Below are 19,133 nucleotides of genomic sequence, written 5' to 3'. Positions count from 1 at the left end.
CGCCGACCTGCGCGGGGAGCGCGGCGAGGAGGGGGCGGGGGCGTTAAGAACACGTATGGATCGGCTGCGCCGCCGTGGGTCGCCGCCCGTGCGGGGGTTCGATGGGGCGGCAGCAGTACGCAGTACGACAGGAGCACCCGATGTCCACCCCCGTCCGGACGGACCGCGTGCGCGCGTGGCTCCTGGAGGGCCTGTCCGACATGGCAGGGCACCAGCCGGGCCCGCACGCCAAGCCGGCCCCCGCCACCGAGCACCAGGGCCAGCGGTGGTGGCGGGTGATGTGCCTGACCGGCGTGGACTACTTCTCCACGCTCGGCTACCAGCCCGGCATCGCGGCCCTCGCAGCCGGGCTGCTGTCGCCGATCGCCACCGTGGTGCTGGTCGTCGTGACGCTGGCGGGCGCGCTGCCGGTCTACCGCAGAGTGGCCGTCGAGAGCCCGCACGGCGAGGGCTCGATCGCCATGCTGGAGCGGCTGCTGACCTTCTGGAAGGGCAAGCTCTTCGTCCTGGCGCTGCTGGGGTTCGCGGCCACCGACTTCCTCATCACGATCACCCTGTCGGCCGCCGACGCCTCCACCCACCTGGTGGAGAACCCGCACTTCGCCTCGGCCCTGCAGAGCCATCAGGTGCTCATCACGCTGCTGTTGATCGCGCTGCTCGGCGCGGTCTTCCTCAAGGGCTTCCTGGAGGCCATCGGGGTCGCGGTGGTGCTGGTCGGCATCTACCTGGCGCTGAACGTGGTGGTGGTCGGCGACGGCCTGTGGCACGTGATCACCGCGCCGCACCTGGTGACCGACTGGACCAGCGGGCTGACCGCGGAGCGCGGCAACGTCTTCGTGATGATCGGCGTCTCGCTGGTGATCTTCCCGAAGCTCGCGCTGGGCATGTCGGGCTTCGAGACCGGTGTGGCGGTGATGCCGCACGTGCAGGGCGATCCCGCCGACACCGAGGACGCGCCGGCCGGACGGGTCCGCGACACCAGGAAGCTGCTGACCACCGCGGCCCTGATCATGAGCGTCTTCCTGATCGCCACCAGCTTCATCACCACCGTGCTGATCCCGAAGGACGACTTCGAGGCCGGCGGCCCGGCGAACGGCCGGGCGCTGGCGTACCTGGCGCACCAGTACCTGGGCTCGGGCTTCGGCACCGTCTACGACTTCTCCACCATCGCGATCCTGTGGTTCGCGGGCGCCTCGGCGATGGCGGGCCTGCTCAACCTGATGCCGCGCTATCTGCCGCGCTACGGGATGGCGCCGCACTGGGCGCGGGCGGTACGGCCGATGGTGCTGGTCTTCACGCTCGTCGCGTTCCTGGTGACCTGGATCTTCGACGCGAGCGTCGACAAGCAGGGCGGCGCGTACGCGACCGGCGTGCTGGTGCTGATGAGTTCGGCCGCGGTCGCGGTGACCATCTCCTCGCACCGGTCCCGGCAGCGGCGCTGGACGGCCTCGTTCGGGGTGATCGCGGTGGTCTTCCTCTACACCACGGTCGTCAACGTGCTGGAGCGGCCGGACGGCGTGAAGATCGGCGCGTGCTTCATCGCGGGCATCGTGCTGGTCTCCCTGCTGTCCCGGCTGGCCCGCTCCTTCGAGCTGCGGGTGACCGGCGTGGAGCTGGACCCGATGGCGGCGCGGTTCGTACGGGACGTGGCCAGCCGCAGGATCCGCTTCATCGCCAACGAGCCGGGGCTGCGGGACGCCGCCGAGTACCGTGACAAGATCCACCAGATCCGCGCGGACAACGACATCCCGCCGGAGGACGACCTGGTGCTGGTCGAGGTCACCGTGCTGGACGCCTCGGAGTTCGAGTCCGCGCTGATCGTGCGGGGGCACGTGCTGCACGGCCGGTACCGCGTGCTGTCGCTGGAGAGCTCCTCGGTGCCCAACGCGCTCGCCGCGCTGCTGCTGCACGTCAGGGACGTGAGCGGGTGCAAGCCGCACATCTACTTCGAGTGGACCGAGGGCAGCCCGTTCGCCAACTTCCTGCGGTTCTTCCTCTTCGGGCACGGCGAGATCGCGCCGGTAACCCGGGAGGTGCTGCGCGAGGTCGAGCCGGACCCGGCGAAGCGGCCGCGCGTGCACGTCGGCTGACCGCCCGGAGGCCCGCCTCGGAAAAGGCGGCCCGGGAGCGCCGCGCGCCAAGGGCGCGTCAAGATATCGCCGCCGCGCGTCAAGGCCCTGTCAGCCGCGGGTCCGTACCGCCCGGGTGCGCCCTAGCGTCGCGGGTATGGCCCCGCGAACCGCACGCACCGGCCCGGCGGCCGGGACCGGTCCCGGCGCCGAGGCCGCCGACCGCCACTGGCTGGGCGGCGCCCGGTGCGCGGCGGGCTGCGCGCTGGGCTTCTGGAGCCTGACCACGCTGCTCGACCTGGCCGCGGGCAGCCTCACGCCGGGGCGGGCGGGGCTGTGGTGCGCGCTCGCCGCGGCGCTGTTCGCGGTGCTGCTGCCGCCGCGGGTCACCGCGGGCCGGGGCCGGATGGCGGCCCGCGGCCTGCTGCGGGTGGAGCGGGTGCGCACCGACGCCCTGGTGGCGGTGCGCCGGCAGGGCGGCGCGACCTCGCAGACGCTGGTGCTCCAGGACGTCCACGGCGGCCGGCTGCACCTGGACCCGCGGCTGCTGTCCGAGGCCCCGCTGCTGTGGCACGAACTCGACCGCGGCGCGCGGATCTCCCGCGCGCACGGCACCCTGCGCTGCGGCCAGGAGGTGCTGCGCGAGCTGGAGACCACCATCGACCGCGACCTGGCCCACGAGGTCTTCAGGGCGTCCGGGCTCGACTGAGCCCGGACGCCTCCGCACCGCTCAGCCGATCTCCGGTTCCGTCGGCGGCCGCGGCTCCGCGAGCGGCTCGGCGCACGCCGCTGCCAGCGACACCACCATGGTCAGGCCGCCGCCGGGGGTCTCCTCGGGGATGAGGGTGCCGCCCATCGCCTCGGTCAGCCCGCGCGACAGGGCGAGGCCCAGGCCGAGTCCCGTGGTGTTGTCGGTGTCGCCGAGCCGCTGGAACGGCTCGAAGACCCGGTCGCGGTCCTCCGGCGGCACGCCGGGGCCGTGGTCGGCGATCCGCAGCTCGACGTGCGCGCCCAGGGCGCTCGCGCTGACCAGCACCGGGCTGTCCCGCGGGCTGTGCCGCAGCGCGTTGGCGACCAGGTTCGCCACCACCCGTTCCAGTAGCGGCGGATCGGCCAGCACGTCGGGCACCGCGTCCAGGCCGCGTACGGCGATCGCGGCGATCGCGGCGGCGTCGCCGTCCGGGCCGCCGCGGGGCGCGCCGGTGCGGGCGCCGGACGCGCCGCTGAGGGTGTCGAGCGCCGCCGGGGTGATCTCGGCGAGCGCGGTGGGGCGCAGGTCGAGGGTGAGCGCGCCGGCCTGCAGCCGGCTCATGTCCAGCAGGTTGTCCACCAGCCGGTCCAGGCGCAGCAGCGACTCCTCGGCGGTGGCGAGCAGTTCCTCGCGTTCGGCGTCGGTGAACTCCACGTCGCGGCCGCGCAGCGAGCTGATCGCGGCGCGGCCGCCGGCCAGCGGGGTGCGCAGGTCGTGGCTGACGGCGGCGAGCAGCGCGGTGCGCAGCCGGTCGGCGGCCCTGACCGGCTCCACCTCGGCGGCCGCCTCGGCGAGCCGGGCGCGTTCCAGCGCGGCGGCGACGTGGCCGGCGAAGGCGATCAGCACCCGCCGCTCGGACGCGGCGAGGGTGCGGCCGCGCAGCACCAGCTCGTCGTCCGGCCCGACCGCCACCGCGACCCGCCCGGCGCCGGCCGTCTCGGCGGCGCCGGGCGGCGCGTCGGGGCCGGCGGGGCGGTCCGGGCCGGCGCGGTGCACCAGCTCCGCCGATTCCATGCCGAACGCCTCGCGGGTGCGTTCCAGCAGGACCGCGACGCCCCGGTCGCCGCGCAGGATGCTGCCGGCGACCGAGGAGAGCGTCTCGGCCTCCGCGGTGGCGCGCGCCGCCCGGCGCGACAGCCGCAGCGAGCGGTCCACGATCGTGGCGACGGTGACCGCGAGGACCGCGAACACCGCGAGCGCCAGGGCGTTGTTGGTCTCGCCGATGGTGAACCGGCCGACCGGCGGGATGAAGTAGTAGTTCAGCAGCAGCGAGGCGGTCACCGAGGCGAGCAGCGCGGACAGCACGCCGCCGATGCAGGCCACGCCGACCACGCTGAGCAGCATCAGCAGCGCCTCGCTGGTGAGGTTCAGCTGCCCTCGGGAGTGGGTGAGGACCGCCGTCAGCAGCACCGGCAGCACGAGTCCCGCGACCGGTCCCGCGATCCTGCGCACCGGCGACAGCACCCCCCGTGCGGTCGGCAGCAGCCGCCCGCGCCCGGCGCGTTCGTGGGTGACCATGTGGACGTCGATGGCGCCCGACCCCTCGACGGTGCTCTCCCCGACGCCGCGTCCGGTCAGGAAGTGCGCGAGGCGGCCGCGCCTGCTGGTGCCGACGACCAGCTGGGTGGCGTTCTCGGCGCGGGCGAAGTCCAGCAGCGCGGTGGGCACATGGTCGCCGACCACCGTGTGGAAGGTGCCGCCGAGGCTCTCCACCAGGGCGCGCTGCCGGGACAGCGCGGCCGGTGAGGCGTCGGCGAGGCCGTCGCTGCGGGCCACGTGGACCGCCAGCAGGTCGCCGCCGGCGGACCGGTCGGCGATCCTGGCGGCGCGGCGGATCAGCGTGGCGCCCTCCGGCCCGCCGGTCAGCGCGACGACGACGCGTTCGCGGGTCTCCCACACCCCGCCGATGCCGTGGTCCGAGCGGTACTTCTGCAGCGCCTCGTCGACCCGCCCGGCCACCCACAGCAGCGCCAGCTCGCGCAGCGCGGTGAGGTTGCCGACCCGGAAGTAGTGGGACAGCGCGGCGTCGACCTTCTCCGGCGCGTAGACGTTGCCGTGCGCGAGGCGGCGGCGCAGCGCCTCGGCGGGCATGTCGACCAGTTCGATCTGGTCGGCGCGGCGGACCACCTCGTCCGGCACGGTCTCCCGCTGCGGCACGCCGGTGATCTTCTGCACGACGTCGTTGAGCGACTCCAGGTGCTGCACGTTGACCGCGGTGATGACGTCGATCCCGGCGCGCAGCAGCTCCTCGACGTCCTCCCAGCGCTTGGCGTGCCGGCCGCCCGGCACGTTGGTGTGCGCCATCTCGTCGACGAGCGCGACCTCGGGGGCGCGGGCGAGCACCGCGTCGAGGTCCATCTCGGGGAAGACCGCGCCCCGGTGGGTGCGGGCGGACCTGGGCAGCTGCTCCAGGCCGTGCAGCATCTCCTCGGTGTGCGGCCTCGCGTGGCACTCGGCGTAGCCGACCACCACGTCGGTGCCGCGGCGCGCCCGCCGGTGCCCCTCGTCGAGCATCCGGTACGTCTTGCCGACGCCCGGCGCCGCGCCGAGGAACACCTTCAGGCGTCCGCGCCGCCGGGTCGCCACACCGCCCGCCCCGCCGGCCCCGCCCGGCCCGGTCGTCATCACGTCACCTCGATCCGGCCAGCGCCAGGTTGAGGTCGACCACGTTCACGTACGGCTCTCCGAGGAAGCCCGCGGCGCGGCTGTGCGTGTTCTCCCGCACCAGGGCGCGGACCGCGGCCGGGTCCAGGCCGCGGGCCCTGGCGACCCGGTCGACCTGCTCCGCGGCGTACGCCCGGGAGATGTCCGGGTCCAGGCCGGAGCCGGAGGCGGTGACCGCGTCGGCGGGCACGTCCTGCGGCCGCACGCCGTCGAAGGCCGCGACGGCCGCCTGGCGCTCCGTGATCGTCGTGACCAGGTCCGGGTTGTTCGGGCCGAGGTTGGACGCTCCGGAGGCCAGCGGGTCGTAGCCGCCCGCGGACGGGCGGGGCTGGAAGAACCTCGGGTCGGGCCTGGCGGCCTCGTTCGGGTCGTCGGGGTGCTTCTTCGGCAGGTCGTAGGTCTGGCCGAGGAGGCTGGACCCGGCGACCTGCCCGTCGTGGTGGACGAGCGAGCCGTTCGCCTGGTGCCCGAAGGCGGCCTGGGCGACGCCGGTGACCAGCAGCGGGTACACGATGCCGGTCAGCACGGTGAGCACCAGCAGCATCCGCAGGGCGGCCAGGTGGTTGCGGACCGTGGCGGGAAGGGAGCTTGGCATGATCTGTTGCCTTCTTCTGTCAGCGTGCGCGGTGCTCGGTCAGCGCAGTCCGGGGATGAACTGGATGATCAGGTCGATGACCTTGATGCCGGCGAAGGGCAGCAGCAGGCCGCCCAGGCCGTAGACCCAGATGTTGCGGCTGAGCAGCTTCGCCGCCGAGGACGGCTTGTACCGCACGCCGCGCAGCGCCAGCGGGATCAGCACCACGATGATCAGCGCGTTGAAGACGATCGCCGAGGTGATCGCGGACGTCGGGCTGTGCAGCCGCATGAGGTTGAGCGTGTCGAGCCCCGGGTAGGCGGCGGCGAACATCGCCGGGATGATCGCGAAGTACTTCGCCACGTCGTTGGCGATGGAGAAGGTGGTCAGCGCGCCGCGGGTGATGAGCAGCTGCTTGCCGATCTCCACGATCTCGATCAGCTTCGTCGGGTTGGAGTCCAGGTCCACCATGTTCCCGGCCTCCTTGGCGGCGGAGGTGCCGGTGTTCATGGCCACGCCGACGTCGGCCTGCGCGAGCGCCGGGGCGTCGTTGGTGCCGTCGCCGGTCATCGCGACGAGCTTGCCGCCCTCCTGCTCGCGCTTGATCAGCGCCATCTTGTCCTCGGGCGTGGCCTCGGCGAGGAAGTCGTCCACGCCGGCCTCGTCCGCTATCGCCTTCGCGGTCAGCGGGTTGTCGCCGGTGATCATCACCGTGCGGATGCCCATCCGGCGCAGCTCCTCGAAGCGTTCGCGCATGCCGGACTTGACGACGTCCTTGAGGTTGATGACGCCCAGCACCGTCGCGGTGGTCTCGCCGTCGCGGCGCACCACCTCGCCGACGACCAGCGGGGTGCCGCCGCCGCCGGCGATGGAGTCGACCATCGGGCCGACCTCCTCGGCGGGGTGGCCGCCGTTGTCGCGGATCCAGTGCATGACCGCGGTCGCCGCGCCCTTGCGCAGCGAGCGGTGGTCGCCGTCCTCGACGAGGTCGACGCCGCTCATCCGGGTCTGCGCCGTGAACGGCACGAACTCCGCGTGCGGGAGCTGCCCTTCGGCGCGGCCGCGCAGCCCGTGGCGCTCCTTGGCCAGCACCACGATGGAGCGGCCCTCGGGGGTCTCGTCGGAGAGCGAGGACAGCTGCGCCGCGTCGGCCAGCTCGTCCACCGTGACCCCGCCGACCGGCAGGAACTCGGCGGCCTGCCGGTTGCCCAGGGTGATGGTGCCGGTCTTGTCCAGCAGCAGCGTGTTGACGTCGCCCGCGGCCTCCACGGCCCGGCCGGACATCGCCAGCACGTTGCGCTGCACCAGCCGGTCCATGCCGGCGATGCCGATCGCGGACAGCAGCGCGCCGATGGTGGTCGGGATCAGCGCGACGGTCAGCGCCACCAGGACGACGATCGACTGCTCGGCGCCCGCGAAGACCGCGAACGGCTGCAGCGTCACCACGGCCAGCAGGAAGACGACGGTCAGCGAGGCCAGCAGGATGTTCAGCGCGATCTCGTTCGGCGTCTTCTGCCGGGCCGCGCCCTCGACCAGGGCGATCATCCGGTCGATGAACGTCTCGCCGGGCCTGGAGGTGATCTTCACCACGATCCGGTCGGAGAGCACCTTGGTGCCGCCGGTGACCGCGCTGCGGTCGCCGCCCGACTCGCGGATGACCGGCGCGGACTCGCCGGTGATCGCCGACTCGTCCACCGAGGCGACGCCCTCGACGACGTCGCCGTCGCCGGGGATGACCTGGCCGGCCTCGACGACCACGTGGTCGCCCAGGGTCAGCGCGGCGGCGGCGACCTGCTGCTCGCGCGGCGCGGACGCGCCGGGCGTCCAGCCGGTGAGCCTGCGGGCGACGGTGTCCGTCTTGGCCCTGCGCAGCGTCTCCGCCTGCGCCTTGCCGCGGCCCTCCGCGACGGCCTCCGCGAGGTTGGCGAAGACCACCGTCAGCCACAGCCACACGGTGATCACCCAGGCGAAGACGCTCGGGTCCTTGACCGCGGAGACGGTGGTGAGGACGGCGCCGACCTCGACGACGAACATGACCGGGTTCTTGACCATGGTCCGCGGGTCGAGCTTGCGGGCCGCGTCGGGCAGCGCGGCGAGCAGCTGCCCGGGGTCGAGCATGCCGCCGGAGATCCGGTGCGCCCGCGTCGGCTCGGCGGGTGTGCTCCCCGGCGAGGCGGGGGGTTCGAGGGTGGTCAGGGACATCAGTGCAGACCTTCCGCGAGCGGACCCAGCGCGAGCGCCGGGAAGTAGGTGAGGCCGACGACGATGAGGATCACGCCGGTCAGCAGGCCGACGAACTGCGGCCGGTGGGTGGGGAGGGTGCCCGCGGTCGCGGGCACCGGCTGCTGCCGGGCCAGCGATCCGGCCAGCGCCAGCACGAACACCATCGGCAGGAAGCGGCCGAAGAGCATGGCGAGCCCCAGCGCGGTGTTCCACCAGTCGGAGGTCACGGTGATGCCGGCGAAGGCGGAGCCGTTGTTGTTCGCCGCCGAGGTGAAGGCGTAGAGGACCTCGGAGAAGCCGTGCGGGCCGGAGTTGAGCATGTTCGCCCGCTCGCCCTTCAGCGACATCGCGGTGCCCGCGCCGATCAGGACGACCGCCGGGGTGGTGAGGATGTAGAGGGAGGCGAACTTCATCTCGCGGGCGCCGAGCTTCTTGCCCAGGTACTCCGGGGTGCGGCCGACCATCAGACCGGCCACGAACACCGTGATGACCGCCAGGATCAGGATTCCGTAGAGCCCGGAACCGGTGCCGCCGGGCGCGATCTCGCCGAGCATCATGTTGAAGATCGTCATCCCGCCGCCGCCGGGCGAGAAGGAGTCGTGGAAGGAGTTGACGGCTCCGGTGGAGGTCAGCGTGGTGGACACCGCGAACAGCGCGGAGGCCCAGACGCCGAAGCGCTGCTCCTTGCCCTCCATCATCCCGCCGGCCGCGTGACCTGCGGCGCTGCTGACGCTGTGCAGTTCGTTGACGGTGACCACGGCCACCGAGGCGGCCCAGATCAGGCCCATCACCGCGAGGATCGCGTAGCCCTGGCGCCGGTCGCCGACCATGCTGCCGAAGGTGCGCGGCAGCGCGACGGCGATCACCAGCAGCAGGTAGATCTCCAGCCAGTTCGTGAACGCGTTGGGGTTCTCGAAGGGGTGCGCGGAGTTGGCGTTGTAGAAGCCGCCGCCGTTGGTGCCCAGCTCCTTGATGGCCTCCTGCGAGGCGACCGGGCCGCCGGTGATCGACTGCTTGTCGCCGACCAGCGTGGTGATCTCGTGGACGCCGTGGAGGTTCTGCACCGTGCCCGCCGCGACCAGCACGATCGCGAAGACGACCGCCAGCGGCACCAGCACCCGCAGCACGATCCTGGTGAGGTCCACCCAGAAGTTGCCGACCCGGTCGGTGCGGTTGCGGGTGAAGCCCCGGATCAGCGCGGCGACCACGGCGATGCCGACGGCCGCGGAGACGAAGTTCTGCACCGCGAGGCCGGCCATCTGGACCAGGTGGCCCATGGTCGACTCACCGGAGTACGACTGCCAGTTGGTGTTGGTGACGAAGGACGCCGCGGTGTTGAAGGCGGTGCCGGGGGCGACCGCCTTCATCCCGACGGCCAGCAGCAGGTGGTTCTGCAGCCGCTGGAAGGCGTACAGGAAGAGCACCGACACCACGGAGAAGGCCAGCACGCTGCGCAGGTACACCGGCCAGCGCTGGTCGGCGTCGCCGTCCACCCCGCCGAGCCGGTAGATCGCGCGCTCCGCCCGCAGGTGGCGGACGGAGGTGAGGGTGTGGGCGAGGTGGTCGCCCAGCGGCCGGTACGACAGGGCCAGCGCGCCGATCAGCGCGATGACCTGGAGCCAGCCGGCAAGGGTGTCGTTCACTAGAACTTCTCCGGGTGGATCAGGGCCAGCACCAGGTACCCGACGAGGGCGGCCGCGACGACGAGACCGACGATGTTGTCGGCGCTCACAGCCGCTCCACCCCCTTGGCGATCAGACCGACCACGGCGAAGACGGCCAGGACGACGAGCACGAACACGAGGTCTTGCATGCGGAAGCACCCCGGGGGGTCAGAAGGGGACGGGTCCGCGCGCCGAAGCCGGCGGGCGGGCCGGCTCGTGCCGGCGTGACCAGGGAACAGCCGCCCCACCCGGATGCGGCCGCCCCTTAGCGCGTCCCTGACGCGGCCCCCGGGCGCCTTGACGGGGTCTTGACGCGGCGCGGACCACCCGCGGACCACCGGCGGCTGGCGCGGACCAGCCGCGGCCCCCGTCAGCGGGCGGTGCGCCCCGAGGTCAGCAGGCCGGGCGGGGTGCGGGGATCCGCTGCTCGGTCCAGATGATCTTCCCCGCCGCGGTGTAGCGGGTGCCCCACTGCTCGGCGAGCTGCGCCACCAGGAACAGGCCGCGGCCGCCCTCGTCGGTGGTCGCGGCGTAGCGCAGGTGCGGGGAGGTGCTGCTGGCGTCGCCGACCTCGCAGATCAGCGTCCGGTCCTTGAGCAGCCGCACCCGGATCGGACCGCCTGCGTACCGGATGGCGTTGGTGACCAGCTCGCTGAGGATCAGCTCGGTGGTGAAGGCCAGGTCCTCCAGGCCCCACCGCTCCAGCTGCTCGGTGGCGCCCCGGCGCACCTCGGCGACCGCGGCCGGGTCCTGCGGCACCTCCCAGCCGGCGATCCGGTCCGCCGGCAGCGCCCGGGTGCGGGCGACGAGCAGCGCGATGTCGTCCTTCGGGCTCTGCGGGAGCAGGGCGGCGAGGACCGCGTCGCAGATCTCGTCGGGGGTGCGGCCCACGCCCTGCAGCGACGTGCGCAGCAGTTCGAGGCCGACGTCGATGTCCCGGCTGCGGTCCTCGACCAGGCCGTCGGTGTACAGCACCAGCCTGCTGTCCTCGGGCAGCCGCCGCTCCACCGCCTCGAACGGCAGCCCGCCCAGGCCCAGCGGCGGTCCGGCCGGCACGTCGAGGAACTCCGCGGTCCCGTCGGGGCGCACCAGCACCGGCGGCAGATGCCCGGCCCTGGCCAGCTCGCAGGTCCGCGACACCGGGTCGTAGATCGCGTACAGGCAGGTCGCGCCGGAGATGGTGGTGCCGGTGGCGCCCGGCGCGGTCTCGTCCTTGTCGATCCTGGCGACCAGGTCGTCCAGGTGCGCCAGCAGGTCGTCCGGCGGCAGGTCCAGCATGGAGAAGTTGTGCACCGCGGTGCGCAGCCGGCCCATGGTGGCCGCCGCGTGCATGCCGTGCCCGACGATGTCCCCCACCACCAGCGCGACCCGGGCGCCCGGCAGCGGGATCACGTCGAACCAGTCGCCGCCCACGCCGGCCTGGGCCGGCAGGTAGCGGTAGCCGACGTCCAGCGCGTCCTGCTCGGGCAGTCCGTGCGGCAGCAGGCTGCGCTGCAGGCTGACCGCCATGGCGGTGTTCCCGGTGACCGCGGAGTCGAGCTGCTCCTGGGTGGCGTACTTCGTGTCGAAGAAGCCGGTGTTGCGGCCGACCCGCAGCACCGCGACGCGGTCGCTGACCGCCCGCACCTCGTCCATGTCGTCGCTGACGAAGAGCACGCCCAGCCGCTGGTCGCGCAGCCGCTGCACCAGTTCGAGCACCAGGGCGGCCTGCCGCGGGCCGAGCGCCCTGGTCGGCTCGTCGAGCACCACCAGCTCCGGTTCGCCGATCAGCGCCCTGGCGACCCTGACGCCCTGCCGCTGCGCGCCCGACAGCGAGGCCACCGGCACCCGCAGGCTGGGGATGTCCACCGACAGCGACTCCAGCAGGCGGCGGGAGCGGCGCTCCATCGCGACCTCGTTCAGCATGCCGAAGCGGCGCAGTTCGCGGCCGAGGTAGAGGTTCTCGACGGTGTCGAGGTTGTCGCACAGCGACATGTCCTGGTGGACGGTCGCGATGCCCAGGCGCTGCGCGTCCAGCGGCTTGCGCAGGTCGATCCGGCGGCCCTTCCACTCCACGGTCCCGCTGTCCGCGGCGTGCACGCCGGAGACCATCTTGACCAGGGTGGACTTGCCCGCGCCGTTGCCGCCGACGAGGCCGAGCGCCTCGCCCTCGCGGATCTCCAGATCGACCGCGCTGAGCGCCTGGACGGCCCCGAAGCGCTTGCTGATCCCGCGCATGGTGAGCAGGGGATCGCCTCTCACACCATCACCTCCGGCTCGCGGCCCGCCGCCGCGTACCGAAGTCTGCCCGCCGCGGGGGTGCGGCGCACCGCAGACGACGAGAGTCGACGGGCCGGTCCACGCCGAGGTCACCGTACGTGCGACCGCCGACACGCCAGGTCACGCCGCGGGCCCGGCGGGCGGTCCGCGGCGGCTCCGGCCGGGCCGCGGCGGCGGCGCGGGAGGGGCGTGCGGGCCGATTCCGTAAACGTTGCCGGGAGATGACGGCAAAGCCCCCCGTAAACGTTGCCGGTTGTCTTGACACTCCAGGGGGGACAGAGCACTCTCCCCTGAGAGCGCTCTCATCCCCCACCCTTCCGGCGGCCACCGTTCCCGGCCGGACCCGGCCGCCGGACCCCCCACAAGGAGATGGATCTCGCATGTCGATCACAGGCAAGCGCTTTCAGCGAGTGCGGAGCCGGATGCGCGGCGCCGGCGCCGGCCGCGGGCCGGGCGGACGGGTCGCGGTCGGGCTGCTGGCCGTCGCGGCCCTCGCGGCGGTGGCGCTCGGCGGTTCGCCGACCGCCTCGGCCTCCGCCTCGGCCGGGGCCGGCGCGGCCGCACGGCCCGCCGCGGCGCAGGCCGCCGCACAGCCCGCCGACGTCCCGGCCGCGCCCGCCGGCTTCTCCACCACCTGGAGCGACGACTTCAGCGGCGCCGCCAACACCGGGCTGAACACCGACACCTGGCGCTACGACGCCGGCGCCGGCTGGACCTTCGGCACCGGCGAGATCGAGACGATGACCAACAGCACCGCCAACGTCTACCAGGACGGCAGCGGCCACCTGGTGCTGAAGGCGCTGCACACCGGCACCGACCCGAACGCCAACTGGACCTCGGGCCGCGTCGAGACGCAGGCCGACGGCTTCGGCGCGAAGCCCGGCGGCGTGGTGCGGATGCAGGCGTCCATCCAGCAGCCGAACCTCAACACCACGAACGGCGCGGGCTACTGGCCGGCCTTCTGGATGCTCGGCGCACCGCTGCGGGTCGGCGTCACCTGGCCGGGCTCCGGCGAGGTCGACATCATGGAGGACATCAACGCCCGCAGCTCGGTCTTCGGCACGCTGCACTGCGGCGTCGGCTCCGGCGGCCCCTGCAACGAGACCAGCGGCATCGGTTCCGGCGAGCGCGCCTGCTCCGGCTGCCAGACCGGCTATCACACCTACGCGGTGGAGATCGACCGCTCGGTGCAGCCCGAGCAGATCCGCTACTACCTCGACGGCGCGAACTACTTCACCCTCAACTCGAGCCAGGTGGACGCCATCACCTGGGCCAACGCGGTCGACCACAGCTTCTACATCATCTTCGACCTGGCGATCGGCGGCGGCTTCCCCGCGGCCTTCGGCGGCGGCCCGACCGCCGCGACCGCCTCCGGCGGCCAGCTGAACGTCGACTACGTGGCCGTCTACAACAAGGGCCCGGCCCTCGGCACGAACATCGCGCAGGGCAAGCCGACCACGGCCTCCTCCAGCGAGAGCGCGACGTTCCCGCCGTCCAACGCCACCGACGGCAACGTCACCACCCGCTGGTCGAGCGGCTTCTCCGACCCGCAGTGGCTCCAGGTCGACCTCGGCCAGCCGTACAACCTCAGCCACGCGACGCTCACCTGGGAGGCGGCCGCGGCATCGGCCTACCAGTTGCAGACGTCCAACGACGGGACCAACTGGACGACCGTCTACTCCAACAGCAACAACCCGCAGGACATCCAGGACACCGCCCTCTCCGGGTCGGGACGCTACGTCCGGGTCTACGCGACCGGCCGGGTCTCCCAGTACGGCGACTCGCTCTACGAGTTGGCGCTCTACGGCACGCCCGTCTCGGGCGGCACCACCACCGGCGGCACCACGACAGGCGGCACCGGCGGCACGCCCGTCCTGCTCTCGCAGGGCAGGACGGCCACCGCGTCCTCCTCGGAGAACGGCAGCTTCACCGCGCCGATGGCGGTCGACGGCAACACCGGCACCCGCTGGTCGAGCGGCTTCTCCGACCCGCAGTGGCTCCAGGTCGACCTCGGCGCGAGCCACACGATCAGCCAGGTCGGCCTCACCTGGGAGACCGCGTACGGCACGGCCTTCCAGATCCAGACGTCGAACGACGCGACGAACTGGACGACCGTCTACAGCACCACCACCGGCACCGGCGGCAACCAGACGCTGAACGTCTCCGGCACCGGCCGCTACGTGCGCTTCTACGGCACGCACCGCTCCACGCAGTACGGCTACTCGCTCTGGGAGTTCCAGGTCTACGGCACCTGAGCGCGCCCCCGCACCACGGCGCCACGGCACCGCCGCACCGCCGCCCGCCCCGGCCCGCCCCGCGCGAGCCGGGGCGGGCGCTCGCGCGCCGACGGGCGTCAGTGCGGGTGGTGATGGCTGCGGCGGTCGCCCTGGGGCAGCCGGCTGATCCGCACCAGCCGGTCGAAGTCGACGGCGACGCCGCGCAGCAGCAGGTCGACCAGCCGGACGGCGGCGGGCTCGTCGACGGGGGCGCCGCCGAACAGCGCGCGCTGGTAGACCACCGACGCGAGCAGGTCGACGAAGAGCTCGGGGTCGACGTCGGGCAGCAGGTCGCCGCGGTCCACCGCCCGGCGCACCGCGACGGCGGCCGCGCCGCGGCTCGGCTGGACGAGCGTGTCGACCAGCCGCCGGTGCAGCGCCGGGTCGGCCGCGCAGTCGGCGATCAGCGGCGCGAGCACCCCGGGCGGCAGCCGCCGCTCCAGCACCTCGGCCAGCAGCCGCACGCTCTGGTGCAGGTCGCAGCGGGTGCAGTCGTTGTCCGGCACCGGCGGGGTGACCAGCACCGAGGCGAGCGCGTCGATGACGAGCTGCTGCCGCACCGGCCAGCGCCTGCGGATCGCCGCCTTGGTGGTGCCGGCCCTGGCGGCCACCTTCTCCAGCGCGAAGCCGGCGTAGCCGCCCTCGCGCAGCGTCTGCACGGTCGCGGCGAGCAGCGCCGCGTCGATCGCCGGGTCGCGGGGCCGACCGGCCGCGGTCGGGGGCGTCACCGCTCGGCGTCCTGCGGGTACCAGCGCAGCTCCACGGTGTTGCCGTCCGGGTCGCTCACGTACACCGACTGCGCCCGGCCGCGTGCGCCCCAGCGCGGCACCGGCCCCTCCAGCACCGTGAACTCCCCCGAGTCCAGCACCTCCTGCCAGTCCAGCGGCTCGACCACCAGGCATATGTGGTCGACGTTCGACTCCCCCCGCGGCCGCTGCACCAGGTCGATGACGGTGCTCGGGCTGACCCGCACGGACGGGAAGGGCACGGTGCCGGCCCGCCACTCCTCGGCCCGCTCGATCCCGAGCCCGAGCGGGCCACCGTAGAAGCCGAGCGCGCGCTCGACGTCGCTCACGTTGAGCACCAGGTGGTCGAAGGCGGTGACGCGCATGGGGTGTTCCCTCCGGACAGAGATTAAATACGAACCGGTTCGGATCGTATCCAGGGCCGCCGTCCCGGTCAACGGCCGCGGCGGAAATCCGGTGGCCCCGCCCGCGCCGGAGGACTGGAATGGGCGCGGACGTGCACACGCCGGTGAGGAGACACACGTGACGGGTTCCGCCGACCAGGACCGGGGTCCGGTCGAGACCGGCCCCGAGACCGTACGGGCGCTGCTGGCCGACCAGTTCCCGCAGTGGGCGGAGCTGCCGGTGGAACCGGTGGGCGAGCCGGGCGTGGACAACCTCACCTACCGCCTCGGCCACGCCATGTCGGTGCGCGTGCCGCGGTTCGCCCGGTGGGAGGGCCAGGTGCGGCGGGAGCAGGAGTGGCTGCCGCGGCTCGGCCCGCTGCTGCCGCTCGCGGTGCCGGTGCCGCTGGCGCAGGGCTCGCCCGGCCGGGGCTGCCCGTTCGTCTGGTCGGTGTACCGGTGGCTGCCCGGCGACCGCGCGGACCTGCGAAAGATCGACGAGCCGCGGCAGGCGGCGGTGGACCTGGCGGCCTTCCTGCGGACGCTGCGCGAGGTGGACGCGGCCGGCGGGCCGCCGCCGGAGTGGAGCAACGGCTTTCGCGGCGTGCCGCTGGACGACCCGCGCGACTCGGCGGTGGTGGCCCACCGGATGCGCGAGCGGATCGCCGCGCTGGACGGCCTGACCGACACCGACGCGCTGACCGAGGTCTGGCAGGCCGGGCTGGCGGCGCCCGCCTGGGACCGGCCGCCGGTGTGGGTGCACGGCGACCCGGCGCCGGGCAACCTGCTCAGCGCGGGCGGCCGGCTCAGCGCCGTCATCGACTTCGGCACCCTCGCGGTCGGCGACCCGGCCACCGACCTGATCGCCGCCTGGACCTTCCTTGACGCGCGGACCCGCGGCGTCTTCCGCGACGCGCTGGACGTGGACGACGCGACCTGGGCGCGCGGCCGGGCGTGGGGGCTCTCCGGGGCGCTGCCCTCGCGCGCCGAACTGTCCGGCGGCGAGGAGGCCGGCGGCGCGGCGGCCGCCGCGGCGGCCCGCCGCCGGCTGGACGACCTGGTCGCGGACCTCGCCGGCTCGCGGCCCCGGCGGTAGCGGCGCCGCGGCCGTGGCGCCTGCGCGGCCTCGCGGCGCGGACGCCGACGGGCCGCCGGCAGGTGCGCCGGCGGCCCGTGGTGGAGCGGGGGTGGAGCAGGGGTCGAGCGGTGGGGCGGGCGCGCGGTACCGCGCGCGGAGTCCCGGGCCTCGCGGCCCGCGGGCTCAGTGGTTGCCGGCGCCGTTGCCGGACAGGACCGGGATGTTGCTGAGGATGTGCGACAGCGGCTCGTCGCCCTTGATCTGGCTGCTGTTCTCGGTGCACTGCTGGTTCTGCGGCGAGGACAGCACGTTGATGTCCTGGACGGTGATCGGGATGAGGCCGATCAGCGAGCCGACGTTCGCCTTGACCGGCAGGCCGATGCAGGGCTTGTTCAGGGTGCCCTGGACCAGGCCGATCTGGGGGCTCTGGGTGCCGCCGGTCACGGTGTTGCCGTAGGCCTGCTGGGCGCCGTTGCCGTTCACCGTGGTGGCGCCCTCGTCGTTGCCGACGGCCATGGCCGGGGAGGCGGTGGCGCCGACGGCGGCGACCGACGCGGCGAGAGCAGCACCGGCGAGCATCTTCTTGATCATTGTTGTCCCTTTTTTGGTGCTTGGATGCACGGTCTGGAAGGTCTGGCAGAGCGATCTGATCAACCGCTCGTGGGGGGTTTGGTTCCGCCTTTTCACTCCGACGGGCGAGCCGCCGGAGCGAGGGTGACGCCGCGTCAGCCGCCGAGCGGCAGGCCGTTCAGGGGCAGGCCGCCGAGCAGCGAGGCGACCGGCAGGGCACCGGTGAGGGTGGACAGCGGGCCGCTCTTGGCCGCGTCGGTCGCCTGGCCCAGCAGCGCGTTCGCCGGCACGGCGTCGGCGGTGTGGTCGACCTGCGCGGCGGTCGAGGTCAGGTGCGTCCCGTCGAGCACCTGCTGCACCGGCTGGGCGGCCATGAGCTGGTCGACTCCGGAGTTGATGCTGGTGGGCATCGCCGGCGCGGCGGCCGGTGCGTCGGCGAACGCGGGTGCGCCCACGCCGACCGCGATCACGGAGCCCGCCATGGCCGCTGCAACCTTCGAATACTTCACGTGCCAGCCTTTCAGTAGCCGAAGCCGAATTCGTCGGCGATTCGGCGGTCCGGTTCTGTCGGTCGGGCCGATGTCGCTTCCTACGGCAGTTCTTCTTCGCGGTGGTCAACGACCGCGCAAAGCCGTGGAAACGCCGACTCAAACCGCGGACCGGACAATCACCCGAACGGTGCCGGTGCGGCGGCCCGCGGAAACGGGCCGCTGTGCGTCAGCGGCGGGCGTGGCCGCCTGAGGCGCGGCCCGACCGCGCGGGCGCGGTGCGCGCCGAACGGCGGTAGAGCAGGGCGCCGCCCAGCAGCAGGGCGGCGGCGGCCGCGGCCGCGGCGCCCGTCTCGGCGCCGCCGAAGCCGGTCTCCGCGAGGACCTCGTGCACCGGCGCGGCGTGGGGGGCGGGGGGGACTTCGCGCTGCCGCGGCGGCGCCTGCGGGGCCGGCGCGGCCGGACGGGGCGAGGCCGGGGGCTGGGCCGGCGGGGCGCCGTTGACGCAGGTGTTGCCGAACGCCGGGTTCAGCGCGGCGGCGCCGTCCACGGAGTTGCCGCAGACGTTCACCGGCGCCTCGACCGGCACGGACACGCTGTTGCCCGAGAGCAGCCCGGGAGAGCCGGACGCCGTCCCGTTGCCGTCGGAGTCAGCGCTGGCGTATCCGCCGCTCACCGCGAGAATGCTGCTCGCTGCGGCGACGGTGAGCACGCCTCGGCTCAAGATCTGTCGCATCGAAATCGTTTCTCCGCTCGGGTACGCGGTGGGCAGGTCTCGTCCCACGGGCGTACGTCCGCCGGGGCGCGCCGGATGCGCGTCCCGATACGCACCGCCCCGGGGCGCCGAGGCACTCCGGGGCGGTACCTGATCAGGACCGCACGGCCCCGCAGGTCGAAGTCGTCGTCACTCGCTGACGTTGGCGCAGGTGTTGCCGAACGCCGGGTTCAGCAGCGCGATGACGTTGATGGTGTTGCCGCACACGTTGACCGGGATGTGGATCGGGACCTGGATCACGTTGCCCGACAGGACACCGGGGGAGTGGGCGGCGACGCCGTTCGCTCCGGAGTCGGCGAACGCGGGGGCGGCGGCGCCGCCGACGGCGATCATCGTGCCGGCGGCGAGGGCCGCGACCTTCGTGTACTTCACTGTCGTACTCCTTTTCGTCAGCGGCGTTCCCCATCCGTCACGGATTTCGTGACGGCCGGTCCGGCATTCCCCCGACCGCGAACTCCGCTACGACCCCTAACGACCGGCGGCGACGTCAGGCAACTCCCGAGTCCGCACGCCGGGCACGTTCCACTCGAATGGACGGCGAGAACGCGGCTCGGAATCGGGCAGGGGAAACAGCGGTGCACCGGCACGACCGGAATTCCGGGGTGCCGGTGCCG

General features: G+C 73.5%; 16 protein-coding genes. 4 read left to right on the top strand and 12 right to left on the bottom strand.

Annotated elements, in window-relative coordinates; all coding sequences use genetic code 11:
• Window positions 1–140: 140 nt before the first annotated feature.
• A complete protein-coding gene (locus tag V2S66_RS04705; protein ID WP_330793138.1) occupies window positions 141–2,090 on the top strand; it encodes an APC family permease in 1,950 nt (649 codons plus the stop codon).
• 136 nt (window positions 2,091–2,226) lie between these two features.
• Window positions 2,227–2,778 carry a hypothetical protein gene (locus tag V2S66_RS04700; RefSeq protein WP_330793137.1) on the top strand — a complete coding sequence of 184 codons (552 nt, stop codon included), beginning with the start codon at window positions 2,227–2,229 and terminating at the stop codon, window positions 2,776–2,778.
• A gap of 21 nt (window positions 2,779–2,799) precedes the next feature.
• Here the strand turns inward: V2S66_RS04700 and V2S66_RS04695 are convergent, their stop codons facing one another.
• The 6 genes from V2S66_RS04695 to V2S66_RS34475 form a co-directional block, all read right to left on the bottom strand.
• Entirely contained in the window at window positions 2,800–5,445 is a 2,646-nt protein-coding gene (locus V2S66_RS04695; protein WP_330793136.1) for a sensor histidine kinase, read from the bottom strand.
• Between the two features lie 4 nt (window positions 5,446–5,449).
• Window positions 5,450–6,079 carry a potassium-transporting ATPase subunit KdpC gene (gene kdpC / locus V2S66_RS04690; RefSeq protein WP_330793135.1) on the bottom strand — a complete coding sequence of 210 codons (630 nt, stop codon included), beginning with the start codon at window positions 6,077–6,079 and terminating at the stop codon, window positions 5,450–5,452.
• A 39-nt stretch (window positions 6,080–6,118) separates the two neighbouring features.
• Complete coding sequence (kdpB, locus tag V2S66_RS04685; RefSeq protein WP_413966284.1) at window positions 6,119–8,260, bottom strand: potassium-transporting ATPase subunit KdpB; 2,142 nt, start codon at window positions 8,258–8,260, stop codon at window positions 6,119–6,121.
• Window positions 8,260–9,924, bottom strand: coding sequence for a potassium-transporting ATPase subunit KdpA (gene kdpA / locus V2S66_RS04680; RefSeq protein ID WP_330793134.1), 1,665 nt, complete (start codon window positions 9,922–9,924; stop codon window positions 8,260–8,262). Before kdpA ends, kdpB begins: the two co-directional genes overlap by 1 nt.
• A complete protein-coding gene (gene kdpF / locus V2S66_RS04675; protein ID WP_330793133.1) occupies window positions 9,924–10,013 on the bottom strand; it encodes a K(+)-transporting ATPase subunit F in 90 nt (29 codons plus the stop codon). Before kdpF ends, kdpA begins: the two co-directional genes overlap by 1 nt.
• Before the next feature lie 324 nt (window positions 10,014–10,337).
• Window positions 10,338–12,161 (bottom strand): SpoIIE family protein phosphatase, encoded by a 1,824-nt coding sequence (locus tag V2S66_RS34475; RefSeq protein ID WP_413966293.1) that lies wholly within the window; start codon window positions 12,159–12,161, stop codon window positions 10,338–10,340.
• 422 nt (window positions 12,162–12,583) lie between these two features.
• On the opposite strand from V2S66_RS34475, the gene V2S66_RS04660 reads away from it, so the two are divergent.
• Window positions 12,584–14,458, top strand: coding sequence for a galactose-binding domain-containing protein (locus tag V2S66_RS04660; RefSeq protein WP_330793132.1), 1,875 nt, complete (start codon window positions 12,584–12,586; stop codon window positions 14,456–14,458).
• 98 nt (window positions 14,459–14,556) lie between these two features.
• On the opposite strand, the gene V2S66_RS04655 is transcribed toward V2S66_RS04660, so the two are convergent.
• The gene (locus tag V2S66_RS04655) at window positions 14,557–15,207 is read right to left on the bottom strand and encodes a TetR/AcrR family transcriptional regulator (protein ID WP_330793131.1); all 651 of its coding nucleotides are present in this window, start codon (window positions 15,205–15,207) and stop codon (window positions 14,557–14,559) included.
• Window positions 15,204–15,590 carry a VOC family protein gene (locus V2S66_RS04650; protein ID WP_330793130.1) on the bottom strand — a complete coding sequence of 129 codons (387 nt, stop codon included), beginning with the start codon at window positions 15,588–15,590 and terminating at the stop codon, window positions 15,204–15,206. Before V2S66_RS04650 ends, V2S66_RS04655 begins: the two co-directional genes overlap by 4 nt.
• A 157-nt stretch (window positions 15,591–15,747) precedes the next feature.
• Here V2S66_RS04650 and V2S66_RS04645 point away from each other — a divergent pair, with 157 nt between their 5' ends.
• A complete protein-coding gene (locus V2S66_RS04645) occupies window positions 15,748–16,704 on the top strand; it encodes an aminoglycoside phosphotransferase family protein (RefSeq protein WP_330793129.1) in 957 nt (318 codons plus the stop codon).
• Between the two features lie 165 nt (window positions 16,705–16,869).
• Here V2S66_RS04645 and V2S66_RS04640 read toward each other — a convergent pair whose 3' ends face one another.
• The 4 genes from V2S66_RS04640 to V2S66_RS04625 form a co-directional block, all read right to left on the bottom strand.
• Window positions 16,870–17,277 (bottom strand): rodlin, encoded by a 408-nt coding sequence (locus V2S66_RS04640; protein ID WP_330793128.1) that lies wholly within the window; start codon window positions 17,275–17,277, stop codon window positions 16,870–16,872.
• A gap of 134 nt (window positions 17,278–17,411) precedes the next feature.
• The gene (locus tag V2S66_RS04635) at window positions 17,412–17,738 is read right to left on the bottom strand and encodes a hypothetical protein (RefSeq protein WP_330793127.1); all 327 of its coding nucleotides are present in this window, start codon (window positions 17,736–17,738) and stop codon (window positions 17,412–17,414) included.
• Between the two features lie 235 nt (window positions 17,739–17,973).
• On the bottom strand, window positions 17,974–18,480 hold the full coding sequence (locus tag V2S66_RS04630) for a chaplin (RefSeq protein WP_330793126.1): 507 nt from the start codon (window positions 18,478–18,480) through the stop codon (window positions 17,974–17,976).
• 168 nt (window positions 18,481–18,648) lie between these two features.
• Window positions 18,649–18,891 (bottom strand): chaplin, encoded by a 243-nt coding sequence (locus tag V2S66_RS04625; protein WP_330793125.1) that lies wholly within the window; start codon window positions 18,889–18,891, stop codon window positions 18,649–18,651.
• Window positions 18,892–19,133: the final 242 nt, after the last annotated feature.

The organism is Actinacidiphila polyblastidii, assembly GCF_036353415.1.
In the GTDB taxonomy this organism is placed as follows: Bacteria; Actinomycetota; Actinomycetes; order Streptomycetales; family Streptomycetaceae; genus Actinacidiphila; species Actinacidiphila polyblastidii.
This window is presented reverse-complemented; position numbering and strand designations above follow the sequence as displayed.

Coding starts and splice junctions, on each gene's coding strand:
- V2S66_RS04705 (WP_330793138.1), top strand. CDS start 141: ATGTCCACCCCCGTCCGGACGGACCGCGTGCGCGCGTGGCTCCTGGAG.
- V2S66_RS04695 (WP_330793136.1), bottom strand. CDS start 5,445: ATGACGACCGGGCCGGGCGGGGCCGGCGGGGCGGGCGGTGTGGCGACC.
- kdpC (WP_330793135.1), bottom strand. CDS start 6,079: ATGCCAAGCTCCCTTCCCGCCACGGTCCGCAACCACCTGGCCGCCCTG.
- V2S66_RS04640 (WP_330793128.1), bottom strand. CDS start 17,277: ATGATCAAGAAGATGCTCGCCGGTGCTGCTCTCGCCGCGTCGGTCGCC.
- V2S66_RS04630 (WP_330793126.1), bottom strand. CDS start 18,480: ATGCGACAGATCTTGAGCCGAGGCGTGCTCACCGTCGCCGCAGCGAGC.
- V2S66_RS04660 (WP_330793132.1), top strand. CDS start 12,584: ATGTCGATCACAGGCAAGCGCTTTCAGCGAGTGCGGAGCCGGATGCGC.
- V2S66_RS34475 (WP_413966293.1), bottom strand. CDS start 12,161: ATGCGCGGGATCAGCAAGCGCTTCGGGGCCGTCCAGGCGCTCAGCGCG.
- kdpB (WP_413966284.1), bottom strand. CDS start 8,260: ATGTCCCTGACCACCCTCGAACCCCCCGCCTCGCCGGGGAGCACACCC.
- V2S66_RS04635 (WP_330793127.1), bottom strand. CDS start 17,738: ATGGCGGGCTCCGTGATCGCGGTCGGCGTGGGCGCACCCGCGTTCGCC.
- V2S66_RS04650 (WP_330793130.1), bottom strand. CDS start 15,590: ATGCGCGTCACCGCCTTCGACCACCTGGTGCTCAACGTGAGCGACGTC.
- V2S66_RS04700 (WP_330793137.1), top strand. CDS start 2,227: ATGGCCCCGCGAACCGCACGCACCGGCCCGGCGGCCGGGACCGGTCCC.